The following is an 18,802-nucleotide window of genomic DNA, read 5'->3' as shown; positions in this document are numbered from 1 at the left end:
TCGCCTGCCCGGAGGTAGGGGAATTTTGCAACACCTTTCTCAGGATAAAACCGGTATAGTGTGCTTTATCAGGGTGGCAGCTTTTTGTGCTATACCTTAAGCGGTAATCCTGCCCAAACTACGTCTATGAAACAAATCGCCCGTGTACTCCTGTTTCTTACCATTTCTCCGTCGTTGTCGGCCCAATCGAGTCTCAAATTATGGTATAAACAACCCGCTGCCGTCTGGACGGAAGCTTTGCCCGTTGGTAACGGCCGCGTGGGTGCCATGATATTTGGGAAAGTGGACGAAGAACTAATTCAACTCAACGAGAGTACCCTGTGGTCGGGTGGGCCGGTGACGGGAAATGTCAACCCCGATGCTCCTACGTATCTGCCCCAGATTCGGCAGGCACTGGCGGAGGAGAAGTACAAGCAGGCAACCGAACTGGCCAAACGCATGCAGGGACTGTACACCCAGTCGTACCTGCCCCTCGGGGATTTGATCCTGAAACAGGACACCAAAGGAGCCACACCATCGGCTTATTACCGAGACCTGGATTTGCAGAAAGCAGTGGCCACTACGCGATTTACGGTCAATGGGACGAACTACGTACGGGAAATCTTCAGCTCGGCCCCCGATCAGTTGCTGGTCATCCGCCTGACGGCCAGCAAGCCCGGACAAATCAGTTTCGATGCCGCCACCCGGAGCCAGCTTCGGGTTAAGAATAGCGGTAATGGGCCTGGTGAATGGGTGATGCGTGGGAAAGCACCCACGCAGGTAGATCCCAACTACTACAATCCCAAAGACCGTGAACCTGTCGTTTACGATACCACCCAGGACTGTAAGGGAATGCGCTTCCAATTGCGACTGAAAGCCCTGAACAAGGGCGGAACGGTGCAAACCGACACGGCTGGTATCCACATCCGGAATGCCACGGAAGTGCTGTTGCTGGTAACGGCTACGACCAGTTTCAACGGCTACGATAAATGCCCCGATAAAGACGGAAAAGATGAAAATAAGCTGGCAGAAGGCATTATCCGAAACGCCGTTGGAAAAGACTATAAAACGCTGTTGAGTCGGCACATGACGGATTATCAGGGATTTTTCAACCGGTTTTCGCTTCAGATAACTGATACAACGAGAACGAATCCGGCTATTTCTCTACCCTCCGATGAACGGTTGCAGGCGTATAGCGCGGGAGGCTACGATCCTGGTCTGGAAGCGTTGTACGCTCAGTACGGACGGTACTTACTCATCGCCAGTTCGCGGGTGCCGGGTGTACCGGCCAACCTGCAGGGCATCTGGAACAAAGAACTGCGGGCACCCTGGAGTGCCAACTACACCATCAATATCAACACCCAGATGAATTACTGGCCGGTGGAGGTAACGAACCTGTCGGAGTTGCACCAGCCATTGCTCAGCTTCATTGGTGAACTGGCTAAAAATGGGGCTGCCGTGGCCAAGGAGTTCTACAACATGAACGGCTGGGTAGCGCACCACAACAGCGACATCTGGGCCATTGCCAATCCCGTTGGCGATATTGGACAGGGCGACCCGAAATGGGCCAACTGGAACCAGGGAGCTGGCTGGTTGAGTCAGCACTTGTGGGAGCATTACCGGTTTACGGGGGATAAAGCATTCCTGAAAGAAATGGCTTACCCGATCATGAAAGGAGCTGCGTTGTTCTATCTGGACTGGCTGGNGGNGGATAAAGACGGGNATTTGGTAGCCTCGCCCTCCAATTCGCCCGAAAACGATTTTATCGATTCAAAAGGAGAGCACGCTTCCATTTCGGTAGCGACAACGATGGATATGTCCATCATGTGGGATTTGTTCACTAACCTGATTGATGCGTCTACCGTGTTGAATACCGAGCCTGAATTTCGTCAGTTGCTGATCGAGAAACGAGAGAAGTTTTACCCCCTTCACATCGGTCATAAGGGTAATTTGCAGGAGTGGAACAAAGACTGGGAAGACGTTGACCCGCGGCACAGGCACGTGTCGCACCTGTTTGGGCTGCATCCCGGCCATCAGATAGCGCCGATTACCACGCCTGAATTTGCGGCTGCGGCCAAGAAGACCCTGGACATACGGGGGGATGCCGGAACCGGCTGGAGCCGGGCCTGGAAAGTAAACTTCTGGGCCCGCCTGCTGGACGGCAACCACGCGTATAAACTGCTGCGCCAACTGCTGAATTATACCAGCCAGACAGGGACCAAATACGGTAGTAAAGAGGGGGGAGGCACCTACCCTAACTTCTTCGACGCGCACCCGCCCTTCCAGATCGATGGTAATTTTGGCGGCACGGCGGGCATGGCCGAAATGTTGATCCAGAGCCACCTGAATGACATTCATTTACTGGCTGCCCTGCCCGATGCCTGGAAAGAAGGGAAGGTTGCGGGTTTGAAAGCACGAGGGGGTTTTGAGGTGGGGATTCAATGGAAGAACCACCGGCTCACAACGGCAACGGTTAAATCCCTGAATGGAGAACCCTGTACAATCAGAACCAGTCAACCGGTGGCAATAGACGGGAAAAAAGCCAATTCCAGAGCTACTGAAATTGGCTTTGTCACGGAGTTTTCGACAAAAAAGGGTCAGACGTACAGGCTATCAGCGTTGTAAGAGCCAGCCAGAGCTAACACGCTAGGTACCCGAGGTAATAAACAGTTGCACCTTCAACTGGTCGTTCTGTTTTTGCTGGTCACCCAATACTACCCGCTGCACGTAATCCTGTAGGGAATAATTCCGCTGACTAATCTGCTGAAACTCCGCCGATGTAGGAATCGTCAGTAACAAAGGCTGGTTCAAGGCTTTACGCTTGATGATCTGCCCAATGTAATACGTAAGATCGAACGTGTAGGAATCCATTAGCGTCAGCGCGTTTGGATCATTGATGTACGTGGTTACCGCGGCTGAACTCCCGGTTACACCACCCGGAAACGAAATGGGTAGAATATCATTCTGGGTATTGGTGAAGAACAGAGCCAGGGGAGGAAGCGGCATGTTGTCGTTCAGCGTTTTCCGAACGGGGCTGATAACCAGCAGTGCTTTGTTAAGATCGGCAAACTTCTCCGGCCGGTCAAACTGATTGAGATACGGGAATTCGATACGCGTTTGCAATTCAGCCCCCGGCATCACAAAAGAGGTGTTACCCGTCTGGCGACTGCTAACGGCATCGGTACGGGTCTTGAGCGCACTTAGTACGGTGCCACTCCGGTCATTCTGTAGCTGCGAAAAATAGTTGGCCGAAAAGGGAAACAGCAGTGTAGAGGCTGTTTGCTCAATTTCCGTCGTGCGGTAATAAAACCGCAGTCCACTGCTGGCAGTTGCGAAGCCAACAAATGTGTTGGCGGCTGAATTACAGACGAGGGCAAATCCCGGCAAAAAATCAGCTAGTGTCGTAGCATCGTTTATCGTGCCGTTTTGTAGTCTGGTGAAAAAGGTCTGCGTCAGGGCATCAGGCATCCGAATCCGCACCTGTCTGGTACGACTCAGCGGCTGGGGAATGAACGTTTTTTGTACAATTGCTTTGGGGTCGTAAGCTAACGAGCTGGTGTTATAGTACAACTGGTTTTCCATTGGCCGAAGCAACGGATGAACACTAAGATTGAACTGCGACGTGGAGTCCCCGTACACAAAGGCATACGTCAATTCCAGCACCAGCGAATCCAGCCGGATGTTGGTTTGCGTGTTCAGCGAGTTAGCCGCGTAATTGACTGCCGCAAAGCTCCGGGCGTTCATCTTACCGGTTTGCGGGTCCGTCCAGCGCCCCACCAGCAGATTTGGGTCGCTCGACGTAACAAACGAGTCAGGTCTCAACACCGTCGACAGTTTGACGGTTACTGAATCCACCGACTGCACAAGCAGTTCCTGTGGTTTGATAACCGACTGCCCTACGTTGAGATCGCCCGTTTGACAGGAAAACAGCACAATACCGGTCAGCAACAGCAAACCGGCGTACCAGAATGTACGCATAATCAAAGAATTCAGGGAATTTTTACGCCTAACTGACGTAACTCTTCATTAGTCAGCGTAGGCAATGCCTCCGTCTGCGCTATTTTTTCCACTACCCGCTCACCGACCCGACGGGCCTGCTCCTGGCTGGAAAAAGCTACCATACCAGGTACTCCCGGTATGGTAGGCTGATGAATGAATGGTTTTCCATGGTTCAGAATGTCGTAGCCCCAGCCGTTGGGAGACCTGATTACCTGAACCTGGTACTGATTTTGTTGCTGGTCATATAGCTGGTAAGCCGTGGTAACGGCCAAACCCATCAATACCAGCAGTATTAACAGCCGAATCAACGTTGTTTTTGTGCTGGTTGTTGCCACCGGCATTACTGAACCTGCTCAACGGTTGGGTCAAAGCTCCAGAGATCATCGAAGCGACTGCTGGCACTGCCTCCGGTCGTAACGTATCCTTGCCCACCGATGGCAAAGCCTACGCCATAACTCCGGGAAGCGCCTTCAAACACACCTCTCGTGGTCCATAAATCGGTTGCTGGATCGTATTCCCAAACGTCTTTGGTGGTGCTGGTGCCACTGCCCGTAACGATGTATCCTTTTCCGTTAACGGCAAACCCTACCCCATAACTCCGGGCAATACTGGCCTGATCCGTTGTGAAATCCAGTTTCTGGGTCCATAAATCCTGCGCCGGGTCATACACATACCAGTCTTTCTGGTCGATGGCATTGTTGTTTCCGGTACCTACGTAAGCCATGTTATTGATGACGAAGGCAACAGCTCCTACGCGTTTGGCCCCACCATAGCTGGCTACTTTTGTCCAGGCGTTGGTAGCCGGGTCAAAAGCCCACATATCTTTCAGGTAGTTACCATCGAAACCGGTACCTACGTAGCCCTTGTTGCCAATAGTAAAGGCAACGGCAGTCTGGCGGGCGGTACCACCAAAATCAGCTACTGCTTTCCAGGTATTGGTCGTTGGGTTGTACTCCCAGAAATCTTTCAGCCGGTCGCTATTGGCGTTGATACCCGTGCCGATGTAGCCTTTGCCGGCAGCGGCAAAACCAACACCTACGTTGCGGGCTACGCCACCAAAGTCGGCTTTCTGCGTCCAGGCGTTACGAGTGGGGTCGTAGGCCCAGAAATCCTTCAGGCGGTTGCTGTTGGCATCGGAACCCGTGCCCATGTAAGCGATGGTGCCAATAACAAAACTGGAGGCTCCAAACCGGCTCACACCTTCCAGTTGCGATTTTGTGGTCCAGTCTCCCAGCGTAGACACAACGTCGGTTGTTTTACAGCCTACGAGCGCACCCGCCCAGCCGAGGCAAAGTATCCCTAGTATCCAGTTAGTGCGATTGGCCCGGCGGGTAGTGGAAGAGAGTGAAGTCTCTGCTGATGTAGATTTCGACTGGGATTTAGTAGCCGAAAGAAATCGGAATGGTAAATGAATCATGAAAAAACGAGCGTGACGAACGAATTAAAACGTAAAGGTATAGCAATTTGAGTTAACAACGACGATGCTGGATACCTGACCAGCCTGTGTAACCCGCTTGACTCTATAATGCCACCAAAGCAATGAATTGATCCGGTTCCGCAAAATTACACCAACGGGGTACTATCTTCCAACGAGCCATTCTCATAAAAATTCTTAATTGACACCGTTGATTTAAGCCTTACTGCTGATAAAACTCAACGGCTACAACCTAAAGACCCGCTTCAGGCTGTAGCCGTTGGAATACGACTGAAAAAAAATTAGAACGTCAGATTTCTGAGTTGCCGAATCATAGAATGCCCGCCTGCTTTGCGTTGCAGGGATGAACCCAGCGTTACCAGTGAATTGCCAGGTGTTGTTGCCCGACGACCACCGGCTACAGAAGAGCCTGAAATCTCATAAAGCGCTTCGTTCAGCAGGGCTTCTTTTGTATCGCCCAGTGGCAGCAGGGTAAGGGACTCTTCCACCGCTGTGTTGGGCGTGAATCCGGTAGAATAATCGGACTGGCCCAGGCTATTATACGACTTGAAGACGATGGGCTGCATTCCCCACTTTATCTTACCCGAATCATCGGTGATCGTAATAGACCCCACATTTTTGCCGTAGGTAGTCGTGCCAATGGTCGTCACGGTCATATAAGGCCGAAGGCCATTGATGATTAGCTCACTGGCAGAAGCTGTTTGGTCCGTTGTCAGGACGAAAACCCGTGAGAGGTTGTTGCCAATGTTCTGCGACTTATCGAGGAAATTCGTGATGAAGAAACTGCTGCCGTATTCTTTTTGCAAATAAGGGGTGATGCCGGCGTTCCATTCTTCCCGGAAATACAGCTTGCTGGAGCTAACCCCTTTCCCAATCAGGCTGGCCAGATTAGCCGAGGAAGAGGTGTAGCCGCCCGGATTATAGCGTAAATCCAGCACCATTTCGTTGACTCCCTGCGCTTTGAACTTGGAAAAAACCGCATCAACCTGTGCATCATATTCGTTGGCCGTGCTGCCATTGGCACCCGGTACAAACTGATTGTACACCAGATAGCCAATTTTTTTGCTCCCGATGGTATACACAGAATCCAGGAAAACCGGATTTTCCTGGAATGTAGTAGCCGTTACGCTGATTGTTTTATCGGTATCGACCAGCGTTGTGCCACTTGCACTGGCAAGACCAAAGGTATAAGCCGTTGCACCACCGTAGAGCAGGTCAGCATAATTGGTGGTACTCAGTAGCTGTCCGTTTACTTTCGAGATGATGTCGCCCCGTTTCAAACCGGCTTTCTGTGCCGGAGAACCCGGCAGTACGTATAAAACCTGCGCAATAACCCCTGTTCCGCCCGATGTCCGCAGGTATAGATTGTATTCCATACCGGTCGTCAGCGTCTGACCACTTAATTCGGCCGTTAATGTATTCGCATCATTCTCAATCCAGGAAAACCGGTCGCCCGTTGGGTTGGTGGTCGCGTTGTATTTGTTCAGGATGGAGTCGAAAAATACGTCGGGGGCAAGAGTCGTGTCCGGACTAGCCGGAATTTTGGTGTTCCAGTAATACACGTCCCGCATGTTTGACAGAATCCAGGAATCAACGGTCGTGTTCTCGCTCGTCGAGGCTGTCGTTTGTGGCGTAATAGTATCCGGGTTTTTGGTGCAGGCCGAGAGTAAACCAATAAATCCAGTCATTAAAAAGAGCTTCGTTGACCAGTGCTGAAAAGAACGCCTGTTTTTTCGGGTGCTTTGGGTAAATGTCATCGTTTGTTGTTCCGTAGAGTTAGTAGATAAAAACATCATTTTATCTACTATGAATACGACAGGAAAATGAACAATGTTGCATCGTGCGTTTTAGTGGGGCAGTATTTAACGGTCATTTAATTCATATCTATCCCCTTCAGCAGCGTTGTGAATGCTAGGGTATTCCCTTGACTTTGTGAGTACAAACCGACTTTTGCGTCTAACGGGCACGATAAGTAGTCCGGTGTGTGTTATATCTTTGGTAGAAAGAATAGCCTGATTTTGATATAAACTAACTATTGTGGAAAGACGTAACGCGTTAAAAACAATGGCCGGGGCCGTTGGTGGATTGATTAGTCTGCCTGCCTGGGCCAACGGCTGGACGGCGGACACTGTCCGTTCGACTCCCCAATTGATTTCTCGTAGCCAGGATGGTCTGTTGGCTGAACTGGTTGAAGCCATCATCCCGGTTACCGATACACCAGGGGCGAAAGCACTAAACGTACACCAGTTCGTGCAAAAAATGATTACTGACTGCTATCCCGTAGCCGCGCAGGACACCCTGCGAAACGGACTGGACTCACTGGATAAGCTGGCAAAAACGGCGTATGGTAAATCATTTGCCGAAGGCGATGCTACCCAGCGTACGGCTTTGCTTACGCAGTTATCTCAATCCACGGATGCGGGGCAAAAAGAATTTTATTCACTGGTGAAAGGGCTGACTATTCGGGGCTATATGAGTTCGGAATACGTGATGACCAACCTGACTAATTACCAGTTCATCCCCGGCCATTACTACGGCTGTGTACCCGTTGCCCAGAAGAGTCAAAAAACAACCTCGCAGGGAAAGTAACTATCCGTTTTTGGTTTACGGGTTGTGCCGGGCCGCCGGTGCGGTTAGCTGACGCATCAGCAACATTTTTGCGTCAGTAAACCTCAAACCAAAACCATAAACCGTAAATCATACAAACCACAAACTAACCAGACATGTCTTACTTAAACATAGATGCTCAGGCGCAGAATACGTATGATGCCATTGTGATTGGCTCGGGTATTTCGGGTGGCTGGGCCGCCAAAGAATTAACCGGTAAAGGACTCCGCACGCTGGTGCTCGAACGTGGTCGCGATGTGCGGCACGTAACGGATTACCCCACCACCAACATGCAGCCCTGGGAGTTTGAGCACCGCAACCAGCTCACGCGGGAGGTACGGGAGGCCAATCCTATCATTAGCAAATGCTACGCTTTTTACGAAGGGACTCAGCAGTTTTTCGTGAAAGATGCCGAGCATCCTTACGTGCAGGATAAGCCCTTCGACTGGATTCGCGGCTATCAGGTGGGGGGGAAATCACTCATGTGGGCCCGGCAAACCCAGCGGTGGAGCGACTTCGATTTCGACGGGCCCGCCCGCGATGGCTTCGCCGTTGACTGGCCCATTCGCTACGCCGATATTGCGCCCTGGTACAGCTACGTGGAGAAATTTGCCGGTATATCGGGCAACAAAGACGGAATTGCTACGCTGCCCGATGGGGAGTTTCTGCCCCCGCACGAGTGGAACTGCGTGGAGAAACATTTTCAGCAAAAAATAGCGGGTCGGTACAAAGATCGGCACGTAATTATGGGTCGGGCGGCTCACATTACCCAACCCCAGCCGGTTCACTTCCAGCAGGGCCGGGCGCAGTGTCAGCACCGGACTATCTGCGAGCGGGGCTGTCCGTTTGGCGGGTACTTTAGCAGTAACTCGTCTACCATTCCCTGGGCGGCCAAAACGGGCAAAATGACCCTGCGGCCCAATTCGGTGGTGCATTCCATCATCTACGACGAAAAGAAAGGAAAAGCGACTGGGGTACGTATCATTGATGCCGACACGAAACAGATGCAGGAGTTTTACGCCCGCATTATCTTCCTGAACGCGGCCGCCCTGAACTCAAACCTGGTATTGCTCAACTCCACTTCAAACCGATTCCCGAACGGACTGGGTAATGATAGTGGCGTACTGGGTAAATACGCAGCTTTCCACAACTACCGGGCCGGTGTATCGGGGGAGTACGACGGCGATCTTGATTCGACTACCGATGGACGGCGGCCGAACAGCCCGTACATTCCGCGTTTCCGAAACGTGCAGAAACAGGAAATGGGCTTTTTGCGGGGATACGCAGCTGGTTTTTCGGCGGGGCGCAGTTCGCGTTCCGACCAGAGTGGGGTAGGAGCCGATCTGAAAGAAAGCTTGCTGAACCCAAAATTGGGTGGCTGGCACGTTGGGTCACACATGATGGGCGAAACCATTCCGAAAGAGTCGAATTACCTGGCCCTCGACCCGAACCTGAAAGACCCGTTTGGTATTCCGCAGTTGAAAATCTCCATCGTTTACGACGACAATGACGATAAGATGGTGAAGGATTATCAGGAGCAACTGACGGAGATGTTCACGGAAGCTGGTTTTAAGAATATTCGCGTGCGTGATGATAAGCGCAACCCCGGCCTTGATATTCATGAGATGGGAGGTGCCCGAATGGGCAAAGACCCCAAAACGTCCATGCTGAACAAGTGGAACCAACTGCACGCCGTGAAGAACGTATTCGTTACGGATGGTGCCTGCATGACCTCCACGTCAACCCAAAACCCATCCCTGACGTACATGGCCCTCACCGCCCGTGCCGCCGATTACGCCGTGAAGGAAATGAAGAAAGGGAATATGTAGTCGTAGTCATTCGTATAATTTATCCTCCGGGAAAGCTTAGCAGGACTTGTAGCTGCGCTTTCCCAGAGGTTTTTTCTGCCATTCCGACGACAGGAGGAATCCTAAGTTCTCATTTTTTACGTTTGAGATTCCTTCTGTCGTCGGAACGACAGAAAAAACCTGTGCTTTGTTAGTAGTATTTCTTCTCCCCTGTCAACTTTTGGGAGCGATATACTGCAATCTCACATTTCTATTAAATCATGACCAAATCCCCATTCGGCATTCTCTGCCTTATCCTATCGCTACTGACATTGCCCGGGCTGGCCGAAAACCCTCCCCACAAATCAGCTCACCCTGTACAGACGACAAAAAAGGCCGATGACCCGCTGGCACTGAAACTTCCGGCCGGGTTTGCGGGCAGCATCATTGCCCAGGATTTAGGCCCCACCCGGCACGTTGCCATCACCAAAACCGGCGATATTTATGTAAAACTCAATAAGCTGAAAGATGGGAAAGGGATTTACCGGCTGCGGGATACCAACAAAGACGGTGTAATAGATGAGCAGATGGGTTTTGGCGATTACCCCGGCACGGGAATTTTCCTCAAAGACGATTACCTGTACGCATCCTCCAATTCGGCTATTTACCGGTACAAGCTAACTGACAAGCAGGAGGTTATCAATCCTGATCAGCCCGAACTGCTCGTGTCGGGTTTGCGGGAAAAAGACCGCGATAAATCGAAGTCAATAGCGGTCGATAACAAGGGGAATATCTACGTCAATATAGCCTCGGATAATGATGCCTGTCGGGAAGCGGGAACCGGAAAAGGATTGATGCCGTGCCCGCTGCTGGATTCGGCGGCTGGCATCTGGCGATTTAAAGCGGATGTGCCTAACCAGTCATTCGACAAGGGTACGCGCTACGCTACCGGCCTCAAAAACGTGGTAGGGCTGGACTGGAACGATAAAACGAACTCGCTGTTTGTGACCCAGCACGGACGGGGCCGGTTCGATGATTTCTATCCCCAGCTATACACGCCCCAGATGAGTGCCGAACTCCCCGCCGAAACCATGTTTGAAGTACATCAGGGCGACGATGCGGGCTGGCCATATATTTATTACGACCCCATCCAGAAAAAGAAAATTATGGCCCCGGAATACGGGGGTGATGGTAAGAAAGTGGGTACGGCAAAAACCATTGATCCAATAGTAGCTTTCCCCGCGCACATGGCCCCGAACGGACTGCTGTTTTACACCGGAACCGCCTTCCCGGAACGGTATCGGAACGGTGCGTTTGTTGCCTTCCACTCTCAATCGCAGCCGCTGCACAAAGGGTATCTGGTGGGATTTGTGCCATTTAAGAATGGAAAACCATCCGGCCCCTGGGAGGTTTTCGCCGACAACTTTTCGGGTATCGATCTGGTTAAACCTACCGGCCCCGTACAGCACCGCCCCTGCGGACTAGCCCAGGGTCCGGATGGGTCCCTCTACGTGACCGACGACCTGAACGGAGCATTGTTCAAGATTAGTTATCAGGGAGGGGAAAAAGATAAGAAAGCAACGGCAAACATGAAAAAGAAATAACAGACGAGAATAGCTGTAGTTCAACCCCATAAAGCTGACATCGTTAGTTTTATGGGGTTATTTCTTTTACGATTCTGGTATAAGATTATGGGTATTCATATTGGTACATCGGGCTGGAGTTACGACCATTGGCAGGGGATTCTGTATCCGCATGGAACGCCCGTTCATGACCGGCTGGGGTATTATGTACAACGTTTTCAGACCGTTGAACTTAACAGTAGTTTCTACCGCTGGCCAAAGCAATCAACGTTTGCCAGTTGGCGACAACGGTTGCCGGAAGGCTTTCTGCTTACCGTAAAAGCCCCCCGTGGGCTAACCCACGCCAAAAAACTGTACGCCCCTGAGGTCTGGATGGAACGGATTAATGCCTGCTGGCACGAGTTGCGGGAAAAGCGGGCCATTCTGCTGGTGCAGTTGCACCCCAACCACCCCTGCGACTATGACCGGCTTGCTTATTTCCTGGACCAGATTCCCGACTGGATGCGCACAGCGGTCGAGTTCAGGCACCCCAGTTGGCACAACGAAGCCATCTTTAGCCTGCTGGAACAACACCGGGTTGCTTACTGCATCATGAGTGGCGCACACCTGCCCTGCATCCTTCGGTCAACGGCACCGTTTGTATACGTGCGCCTGCACGGGCCCGATACCGGGTATCTGTACGGTGGTTCCTATTCTGACACCGATTTGCACTGGTGGGCCGACCGAATCCGGGAATGGGCCAGTATGGGGAAAGAGGTATTCGTGTATTTCAATAATGACGGTGGGGGCAATGCCGTACGAAATGCCGAAACGCTGCGGTGGATGCTCGGGTAGCCGCTCCTGCCTTTCCCGTTGGTGTAAGTTCCGGTCTAAAACAGTAAACGTGACGGACCCTTATCTTTAGACACTACAGAGCACGGGTAGTTTCCCGATGCCGATAACCTGCACGTAGCATTTATGAATCAATCTCCAGACACTACCCGTCGCGCTTTTATTAAACTTGGAGCCCTGGCTGCTTCAGCCACTTTTCTGCCTCAGCTTGTGGGTTGTTCGAACAGCTCCTCATCCTCCTCTACGGAGTCAACAACCGTGGTGACCACATCGGCGGAATCAGCCAAAAAAGTGGGTCTGCAATTGTACACCTTACGCGAGCTGATGGGCAAAGATCCCGTAGGAACGCTTAAGAATGTGGCTGATATTGGCTATAAAGAAGTAGAATCCTTTGGGTATGGTGATGGCAAATTTTTTGGCAAAACGCCCAAAGAGTACGCGGCTCTGCTAAATGATTTGGGTCTTTCCGGCCCCAGTGGACACTACACGACCGGCAAAACCATGCCAAATGCCAAAGGAACGCTCACCAACGGCTGGCAGCAGGCCGTTGACGATGCAGCCGCTATCGGGCAGAAATACATGGTTTGTGCCTACCTGTTTCCGGAAGAACGGACCAAACTGGACGACTACAAGCAGTTCGTTGACCTGTTCAACAAATCAGCCGAGGTTTGTAAAGCGGCTGGGATTCAGTTTTGCTACCACAACCACGATTTTGAGTTTAAAGCGATAGATGGGCAGATGCCGTACGATGTGCTGCTGAGCGGCACGGACAAGGATATGGTGCAGCTGGAACTGGATTTGTATTGGGCTACCTTTGCTGGTCAGGACCCAGTGGAGTTATTCAAAAAGCACCCCGGCCGTTTCCCGCTCTGGCACGTGAAGGATATGGAAAAAACGGCTGAGAAGGCCTTTGCGCCGGTAGGCACAGGGTCGATTGATTTCCAGCGCATCTTTGATGCCCGGGAAACGTCGGGCATGACCCACTACTTTGTGGAGCAGGACGTATGCAAACTCCCTCCCCTGGAGTCTATTGCCATCAGCTATGAAAACGTGGGGAAACTGAAGGTGTAAACGGTATAAACCGTAAGTTGAAGCGGTATAAGTCAACCTGTACGCGGGTTGTGAGACATCAGGCGATGAGTGAAGCTGTCCCCTGCTATAAACCGGTACCGGTCTGTAGCAGGGGACAGCCGTATTTTCAGGACGTGTTACCGAAGAAAGGAATTGATTCCGTAACCTGTAAGGGGGCATACCGCCAGTGAATTACTTACGGGTATGGTTACCCGGCGTAGCTATCAGGGCTGGCACTTTAAGGACAACGGCGGCATTGCCTTTCGACGGACTAATTAGCTCTCTTTGCCACGCACGATTCCGGGGTTGGCATGATTGAAGGGTGTAAAACCATACTAACCTTTGGGCTGGCCAGCATCAAGGGCTAACTTGCGGGACTCTCGAACATACACTATGAGCCGCCTTACCCTTACATTATATCTGTTAATTACGACGGGTTCTTTCACCTGCTCCTTCGCCTGGAACAAAGCTACGCACATGGCAATCGGTGCAATAGCTTACCGCGAACTGAGTTCATCGTCACCCCAGACGGCCGCACGGGTTATTGCCATGCTGAAACAACACCCCGACTATGCCACCCGGTGGGCCGGTAAACTCAGCGATTCTACCCTGAATCAGAACGAGCGCGATGAGTACCTGTTTATGCTGGCCGCCCGCTGGGCCGATGATATCAAGACAAGTGGCAACCCGTACAACCAGCCGACCTGGCACTATGTCAATTTTATTTACGCACCCGATCAGGGCATTATCCGGTCGGATTCCACACTGGCCACCGGTGAGAACATCCTGCAGGCCTACGCACAGAATCAGGTCATAATAAAGAGTAACGCACCCGACAGTGTTAAAGCGATTGCCCTATGCTGGCTGTTTCACCTGACCGGCGATGTGGCGATGCCGCTCCACACGACCGCGCTCATTGACAGTCATTTTCCTGATGGTGACCAGGGCGGCAATCAGTTCCGGATTCGCGTAACGCCCGACGGGCAGACGATTAACCTGCACGGCTTTTGGGATGGTATGCTGCTCGGTGCAGAGGATTATACCTCAGTTCGAAATCTGGCTATTCAGGCGCGCAAAACCATTGACCGGAAGCAGTTGCCACAACTTTGTGAAAAGGGCATAACCGCCTGGGCCAGAGAGAGTTTTCAACTGGCGCAGGATAACGCTTACCGAAGCCACACGCTGCAAACCGGTACCGACCAGGAAGGGGCAATGCTCCCGGCTGATTACGTAGCCACGGTGAAGCCAATAGCTACGCGGCAGGTTATACTGGCAGGCTACCGGCTGGCGGATGAGCTGATGGCAGATATAGACAACTGACAATAGAAATACTGCCATCCAAAGGCGGGATTTCCTCTATAACGATACATCAATCCGTTTTGGCAAACACTTCCTGTTAAGATGGGTTGGTAATGAACGGCGCGCTGTGGCTCGCTCCTGACAATTCCCTTTATGGTCTCCCAATTCCTGTTTGCCACCGGTATTGAAAATAGTAATCCGACCATTGAGGGCGGAGCCTATCGGCAGGACGAATTAGAAAAGTGTGGTCATTACCAACACTGGAAGACTGATTTTGACCTGGTTGAACAACTGGGCATCCGTTTCCTACGCTACGGTCCCCCTATCCATAAAACGTTTTTGGGGGTAGGGAAATATGACTGGTCCTTTGCCGATGAAACCTTCCGCGATTTGCACCAGCGCGACATTGTGCCCATCGTTGATTTATGCCACTTTGGGGTGCCCAGCTGGATTGGTAATTTCCAAAACCCTGACTTTCCGGCTCTTTTTGCGGGTTATGCCCGCGCGTTTGCCCAGCGCTTTCCCTGGGTTCAACTCTACACGCCCGTAAATGAAATGTACATATGCGCGGAGTTTTCCGCCCTGTACGGCTGGTGGAACGAACAACTCCGCAGTGATCAGGCTTTTGTGAATGCGCTCAAACTTATCGTTAAAGCAAACATACTGGCCATGAGTGCCATTCTGGAAATTAGGCCTGATGCCCTGTTCATTCAGAGCGAATCATCCGAATATTTTCATGCCGAAAATCCGGCCGCTATAAAACCGGCTGAGATTATGAATGCCAAACGTTTTCTTTCCCTTGATCTGAACTACGGATGGCGGGTGGATTCGGAGATGTATGAATACCTGATGGATAACGGCATGACGCGCGACGAATATCATTTCTATCTCGGTAATAACCTGAAGCAGTACTGTATTATGGGAAATGACTACTACCAAACCAATGAACATCGGGTATCAGCCGATGGCAGCACCCGGGGCTCGGGCGAAGTGTTTGGCTATACGGTTATTACCCGCCAGTACCATGATCGTTACCGACTGCCCGTTATGCACACGGAAACCAATTTATGGCAGGGTCCCAATGGAGATGAAGCCGTTAACTGGTTTTGGAAAGAATGGGCCAATGTGCTGCGAGTACGGAATGACGGGGTACCCATCGTTGGCTTCACTTGGTATTCTCTTACGGACCAGGTTGACTGGGATTCGGCTCTGCGGGAAAATAACGGCACCGTCAATCCACTGGGCTTATACGACCTCAACCGGCAGATTCGACCGGTGGGCCAGGCGTACAAGCAATTGATTAGCGATTGGAAGCAGGTACTACCGACCCAGAGTGTCTGTTTGCAGGTGCCCATCATTGTGCCAAGTGAGAGCGAACAGCCCTGGGCCCGGCAGAAGAAAGAAGAGGCTAAACAGGCCCGTCAGAATGTGGCCAATACCGTGATTAAAACGAACCAGTCAGTACAATAACCCTTAGGCGATTTCAGGATAAAGTAGCCATTGTAACCGGTGGAGCCAGCGGTATTGGCCTGGCCGTAGCAAAACGGCTGGCTTCGGAAGGAGCCCGGCTGGTGCTGGCGGACCTAAACGAAGAGAACCTGGCAAAAGCCCTGCCCGAGGTGACCCTGGCTGGTGCACCGGCGGTATGGGGCAGCGTCTGCAATGTGGCTCTGGAAGCCCAGGTAGAAGCCACGGTTGGTGGAACACTGGAGCGATTCGGGCGATTGGATGTGATTGTTAATAACGCCGGGCGAATGCAGTTCAAATCTATAGAAACCCTAACGGGTGAGGATTGGCTGGGTATTCTGACTGTTGATTTGCTGGGGGCGTTTTATTTTATCAAACAGGCTTTTTTGCACATGAAACCCGGTGGCACAGTAGTTAACGTGGCCAGTATCCACGCCATTGAAACGGAACCGCTGGTAGCGCCTTCCGCAGCGGTAAAAGCGGCTGTCTTATCGCTCACGCGTTCTTCGGCATTAGAAGGTAAACCAAAGGGCTTACGCATTAACGCCGTCCTGCCGGGAGCCATTGATACGCCCATGCTGTGGAATAATCCCAACGTAAAATCGGGGGTAGAAAAAATTGATCGGGAGGATGTGGGCCAACCCGAAGATGCAGCAGCAACGATTGCCTACTTAGCCTCCGATGATGCCGCCTTTGTGCAGGGGGCCGAAGTTCGGGTGGATGGTGGGCGGCTGAACCGATTATAAACGTAGCTGCCAGCGTAGCCTTCTATTGGCTTATTATTAATACTCATCTATTCCTGATAGTAAGCATGAAGATGGCTGATAGGAAACGGTACGCTTAGAACAAGATCACGCTCACCGGCAAAAAAAAGGCCAGCTACCGTTAAGAGCTGACCTATAGAAACCTATCGATTAAACGCACTTAGTATCCACCCTTAAGCGAATGAGATTCGTTCTAGTTAGAGGAAGTGTTTGACTTCGCTTTCGTCATTCTACCCTTACGATTAGTACGTCCCTGACTTTGAGTTGAGGTCTGTCCCGTTGACGCTTCCTGGGTTGAGGTGGCGTTTCCACTTCGGGTTCCGTTTTGATCCATTGTGGAATTACTACGCTGACGCGTACTGCCATTCGTGGAAGAGCCGTTGTTCATCGAGCCCGTACCGTTGCCTGACCTACTGCGCCCCATCTGACCGTTGCTGCTGGAACCACTGGTCGACCCTGACTGCATGGTTGACCCATTACGACTATTCGTAGACGATGAGCCATTCTGGTTAGCTGATCCATTGGTTCCATTTCCCGTACCGCTACCCGTACTTCCTGAACCTGTTGTTTGTGCCTGTGCGCTGAACGTAGCTACGCCTATCAGCAATGCTCCTAAAATGATTACTTTTTTCATGACCTTGAGTTTTTTGACTGTTTGTTCTAAGTTTAACTGAACATGATAATAACTACATTTGAAGCATTTGCACTTATACGTAAGTTAAATTAATGATGTTTTAATTTTAAAATATGCTAATGAACGGCGGCTGTTTTAAAGACATGATACAGTCTTTTCTATTAAGGAAAAGATTGTATCAGTCTGGTTGTTAACAGTTTATTTTGCTGAAAGTCAACGAGTTACCGTATTGTCTATAACTGAAAAAAGCGTTTTAGGAAGCTTCCAGTGTTTTGGGGCGGGACAAAACCTACAATATCTTTCTCTGTCAATTAACAACCCGTTTACTGAACGTTCAGACCCGTTTCCTCACTAATCGCAAGGACTGATCTTAGTACCCAGGCGAGGCTAATCCCTATGGTACCCATAAGTCGATTAAAACCAGGCTCAGTCGGCAGTGCTGGTACCGTGCCGGCGCTGGTTTGGTACTATGATTCTTTATGCACCTGTCCAAAGGCCGCTTCGTAACGCCTACCCAGGTCAACAAAGCAGCGGCAAAGGGTGCTCCGGAAACCACCACGTTAATAAGGACAATCAGGCCCCGAATGTAGTAAACTAGTTCTGGGCGGAACAGAACGGAGATTCTTCTAAAATGCAACAACGCGCCAGAGGACTGTATCCTACAATGGCTCTAGTTACCTGGTTTATGCCAGCCCGTGTTCAACGGCAAACTTTACTAAATCGGCGGGTTTGTTGATACCCAGTTTGAGGTTGATATTGTTGCGGTGCGTTTTCACCGTAGCCACGCTCAAAAACAGTTTGTCGGCCATTTCTTCGTTGGTGAAGCTCTGCCCCACCAGACCGATAATCTCGATTTCGCGTTTGGTCAGCTGAAACTGCTTCATGAACGAGTCGTCGGCATGCAGGTTTACCTTGTGGGTCTGGGTGAGTTTGGGGTCGTAGTATTTTTTGTCGGCGCACACGGTTTCGATGGCGTTGATGACCTCGTCTACACCCGAGTTTTTTAGAATATAGCCGTGTACGCCCATCTTTTTGCAGTCCTCCACAAACTTGCGGTCATTGTACATCGTCAGCACAATTATCTTTAAGGCGGGTACCTGTTTCAGCAGTTGCGCGGCCACGTCCAGGCCGTTGGTATGGGGCATGTTAATGTCCAGCAGCAGCACATCGGGTCGGAGCCGGTTCACGGCATCCGGCACGTCTTTGCCACTGAATACCTGCCCCACCACCTGTACATTATCTTCGGGCGAAAGCATCATTTTCATGCCATCATTGAAGAGTTGATGGTCGTCGGCAATCAGAATTTTCGTTTGTGTGTCCATATACAAAGAGTGAAAGAGTGTAGC

The 18,802-nt window shown here is 51.2% G+C and carries 15 protein-coding genes; 9 read left to right on the top strand and 6 right to left on the bottom strand.

What is annotated here, in order from left to right:
* Nucleotides 1-126: 126 nt before the first annotated feature.
* Entirely contained in the window at nt 127-2,604 is a 2,478-nt protein-coding gene (locus B156_RS0109215; protein ID WP_018619397.1) for a glycoside hydrolase family 95 protein, read from the top strand.
* A 21-nt stretch (nt 2,605-2,625) separates the two neighbouring features.
* Here B156_RS0109215 and B156_RS0109210 read toward each other — a convergent pair whose 3' ends face one another.
* The 4 genes from B156_RS0109210 to B156_RS0109195 all read right to left on the bottom strand — a co-directional run bounded on the left by B156_RS0109210 (nt 2,626) and on the right by B156_RS0109195 (nt 7,101).
* Nucleotides 2,626-3,957, bottom strand: a complete 1,332-nt coding sequence (locus B156_RS0109210) for a DUF4270 family protein (RefSeq protein ID WP_018619396.1) — start codon at nt 3,955-3,957, stop codon at nt 2,626-2,628.
* Nucleotides 3,958-3,968: 11 nt separating this feature from the next.
* Nucleotides 3,969-4,319, bottom strand: a complete 351-nt coding sequence (locus B156_RS0109205; RefSeq protein ID WP_018619395.1) for a DUF4907 domain-containing protein — start codon at nt 4,317-4,319, stop codon at nt 3,969-3,971.
* Nucleotides 4,319-5,395, bottom strand: coding sequence for a Kelch repeat-containing protein (locus tag B156_RS0109200; protein WP_026260718.1), 1,077 nt, complete (start codon nt 5,393-5,395; stop codon nt 4,319-4,321). The genes B156_RS0109205 and B156_RS0109200 overlap by 1 nt, the downstream gene beginning before the upstream one ends.
* A gap of 299 nt (nt 5,396-5,694) precedes the next feature.
* Nucleotides 5,695-7,101 (bottom strand): S41 family peptidase, encoded by a 1,407-nt coding sequence (locus B156_RS0109195; protein WP_018619393.1) that lies wholly within the window; start codon nt 7,099-7,101, stop codon nt 5,695-5,697.
* 376 nt (nt 7,102-7,477) lie between these two features.
* Between B156_RS0109195 and B156_RS0109190 the strand changes: the two genes are divergently transcribed.
* From B156_RS0109190 to B156_RS0109155, 8 genes are all read left to right on the top strand, one after another.
* On the top strand, nt 7,478-8,002 hold the full coding sequence (locus tag B156_RS0109190; RefSeq protein WP_018619392.1) for a gluconate 2-dehydrogenase subunit 3 family protein: 525 nt from the start codon (nt 7,478-7,480) through the stop codon (nt 8,000-8,002).
* Between the two features lie 134 nt (nt 8,003-8,136).
* Nucleotides 8,137-9,849, top strand: coding sequence for a GMC oxidoreductase (locus B156_RS0109185; protein ID WP_018619391.1), 1,713 nt, complete (start codon nt 8,137-8,139; stop codon nt 9,847-9,849).
* A 239-nt stretch (nt 9,850-10,088) separates the two neighbouring features.
* Nucleotides 10,089-11,411, top strand: coding sequence for a PQQ-dependent sugar dehydrogenase (locus B156_RS0109180; RefSeq protein ID WP_018619390.1), 1,323 nt, complete (start codon nt 10,089-10,091; stop codon nt 11,409-11,411).
* 51 nt (nt 11,412-11,462) lie between these two features.
* Nucleotides 11,463-12,224 (top strand): DUF72 domain-containing protein, encoded by a 762-nt coding sequence (locus tag B156_RS0109175; RefSeq protein WP_018619389.1) that lies wholly within the window; start codon nt 11,463-11,465, stop codon nt 12,222-12,224.
* Nucleotides 12,225-12,347: 123 nt separating this feature from the next.
* Nucleotides 12,348-13,292, top strand: a complete 945-nt coding sequence (locus B156_RS0109170; RefSeq protein ID WP_026260715.1) for a sugar phosphate isomerase/epimerase family protein — start codon at nt 12,348-12,350, stop codon at nt 13,290-13,292.
* Between the two features lie 393 nt (nt 13,293-13,685).
* On the top strand, nt 13,686-14,612 hold the full coding sequence (locus tag B156_RS0109165; RefSeq protein WP_018619387.1) for a S1/P1 nuclease: 927 nt from the start codon (nt 13,686-13,688) through the stop codon (nt 14,610-14,612).
* 132 nt (nt 14,613-14,744) lie between these two features.
* Nucleotides 14,745-16,061: a family 1 glycosylhydrolase gene (locus B156_RS0109160; RefSeq protein ID WP_018619386.1), complete on the top strand. Its 1,317-nt coding sequence runs from the start codon at nt 14,745-14,747 to the stop codon at nt 16,059-16,061.
* Complete coding sequence (locus tag B156_RS0109155; RefSeq protein WP_026260714.1) at nt 16,058-16,804, top strand: SDR family oxidoreductase; 747 nt, start codon at nt 16,058-16,060, stop codon at nt 16,802-16,804. Before B156_RS0109160 ends, B156_RS0109155 begins: the two co-directional genes overlap by 4 nt.
* Before the next feature lie 211 nt (nt 16,805-17,015).
* On the opposite strand, the gene B156_RS31290 is transcribed toward B156_RS0109155, so the two are convergent.
* Nucleotides 17,016-17,456: a hypothetical protein gene (locus B156_RS31290; protein ID WP_157626975.1), complete on the bottom strand. Its 441-nt coding sequence runs from the start codon at nt 17,454-17,456 to the stop codon at nt 17,016-17,018.
* Nucleotides 17,457-18,139: 683 nt separating this feature from the next.
* Nucleotides 18,140-18,778, bottom strand: a complete 639-nt coding sequence (locus B156_RS0109150; protein ID WP_018619384.1) for a response regulator — start codon at nt 18,776-18,778, stop codon at nt 18,140-18,142.
* Between the last annotated feature and the right edge of the window lie 24 nt (nt 18,779-18,802).

It is taken from the genome of Spirosoma luteum DSM 19990, from assembly GCF_000374065.1.
In the GTDB taxonomy this organism is placed as follows: Bacteria; Bacteroidota; Bacteroidia; order Cytophagales; family Spirosomataceae; genus Spirosoma; species Spirosoma luteum.
This window is presented reverse-complemented; position numbering and strand designations above follow the sequence as displayed.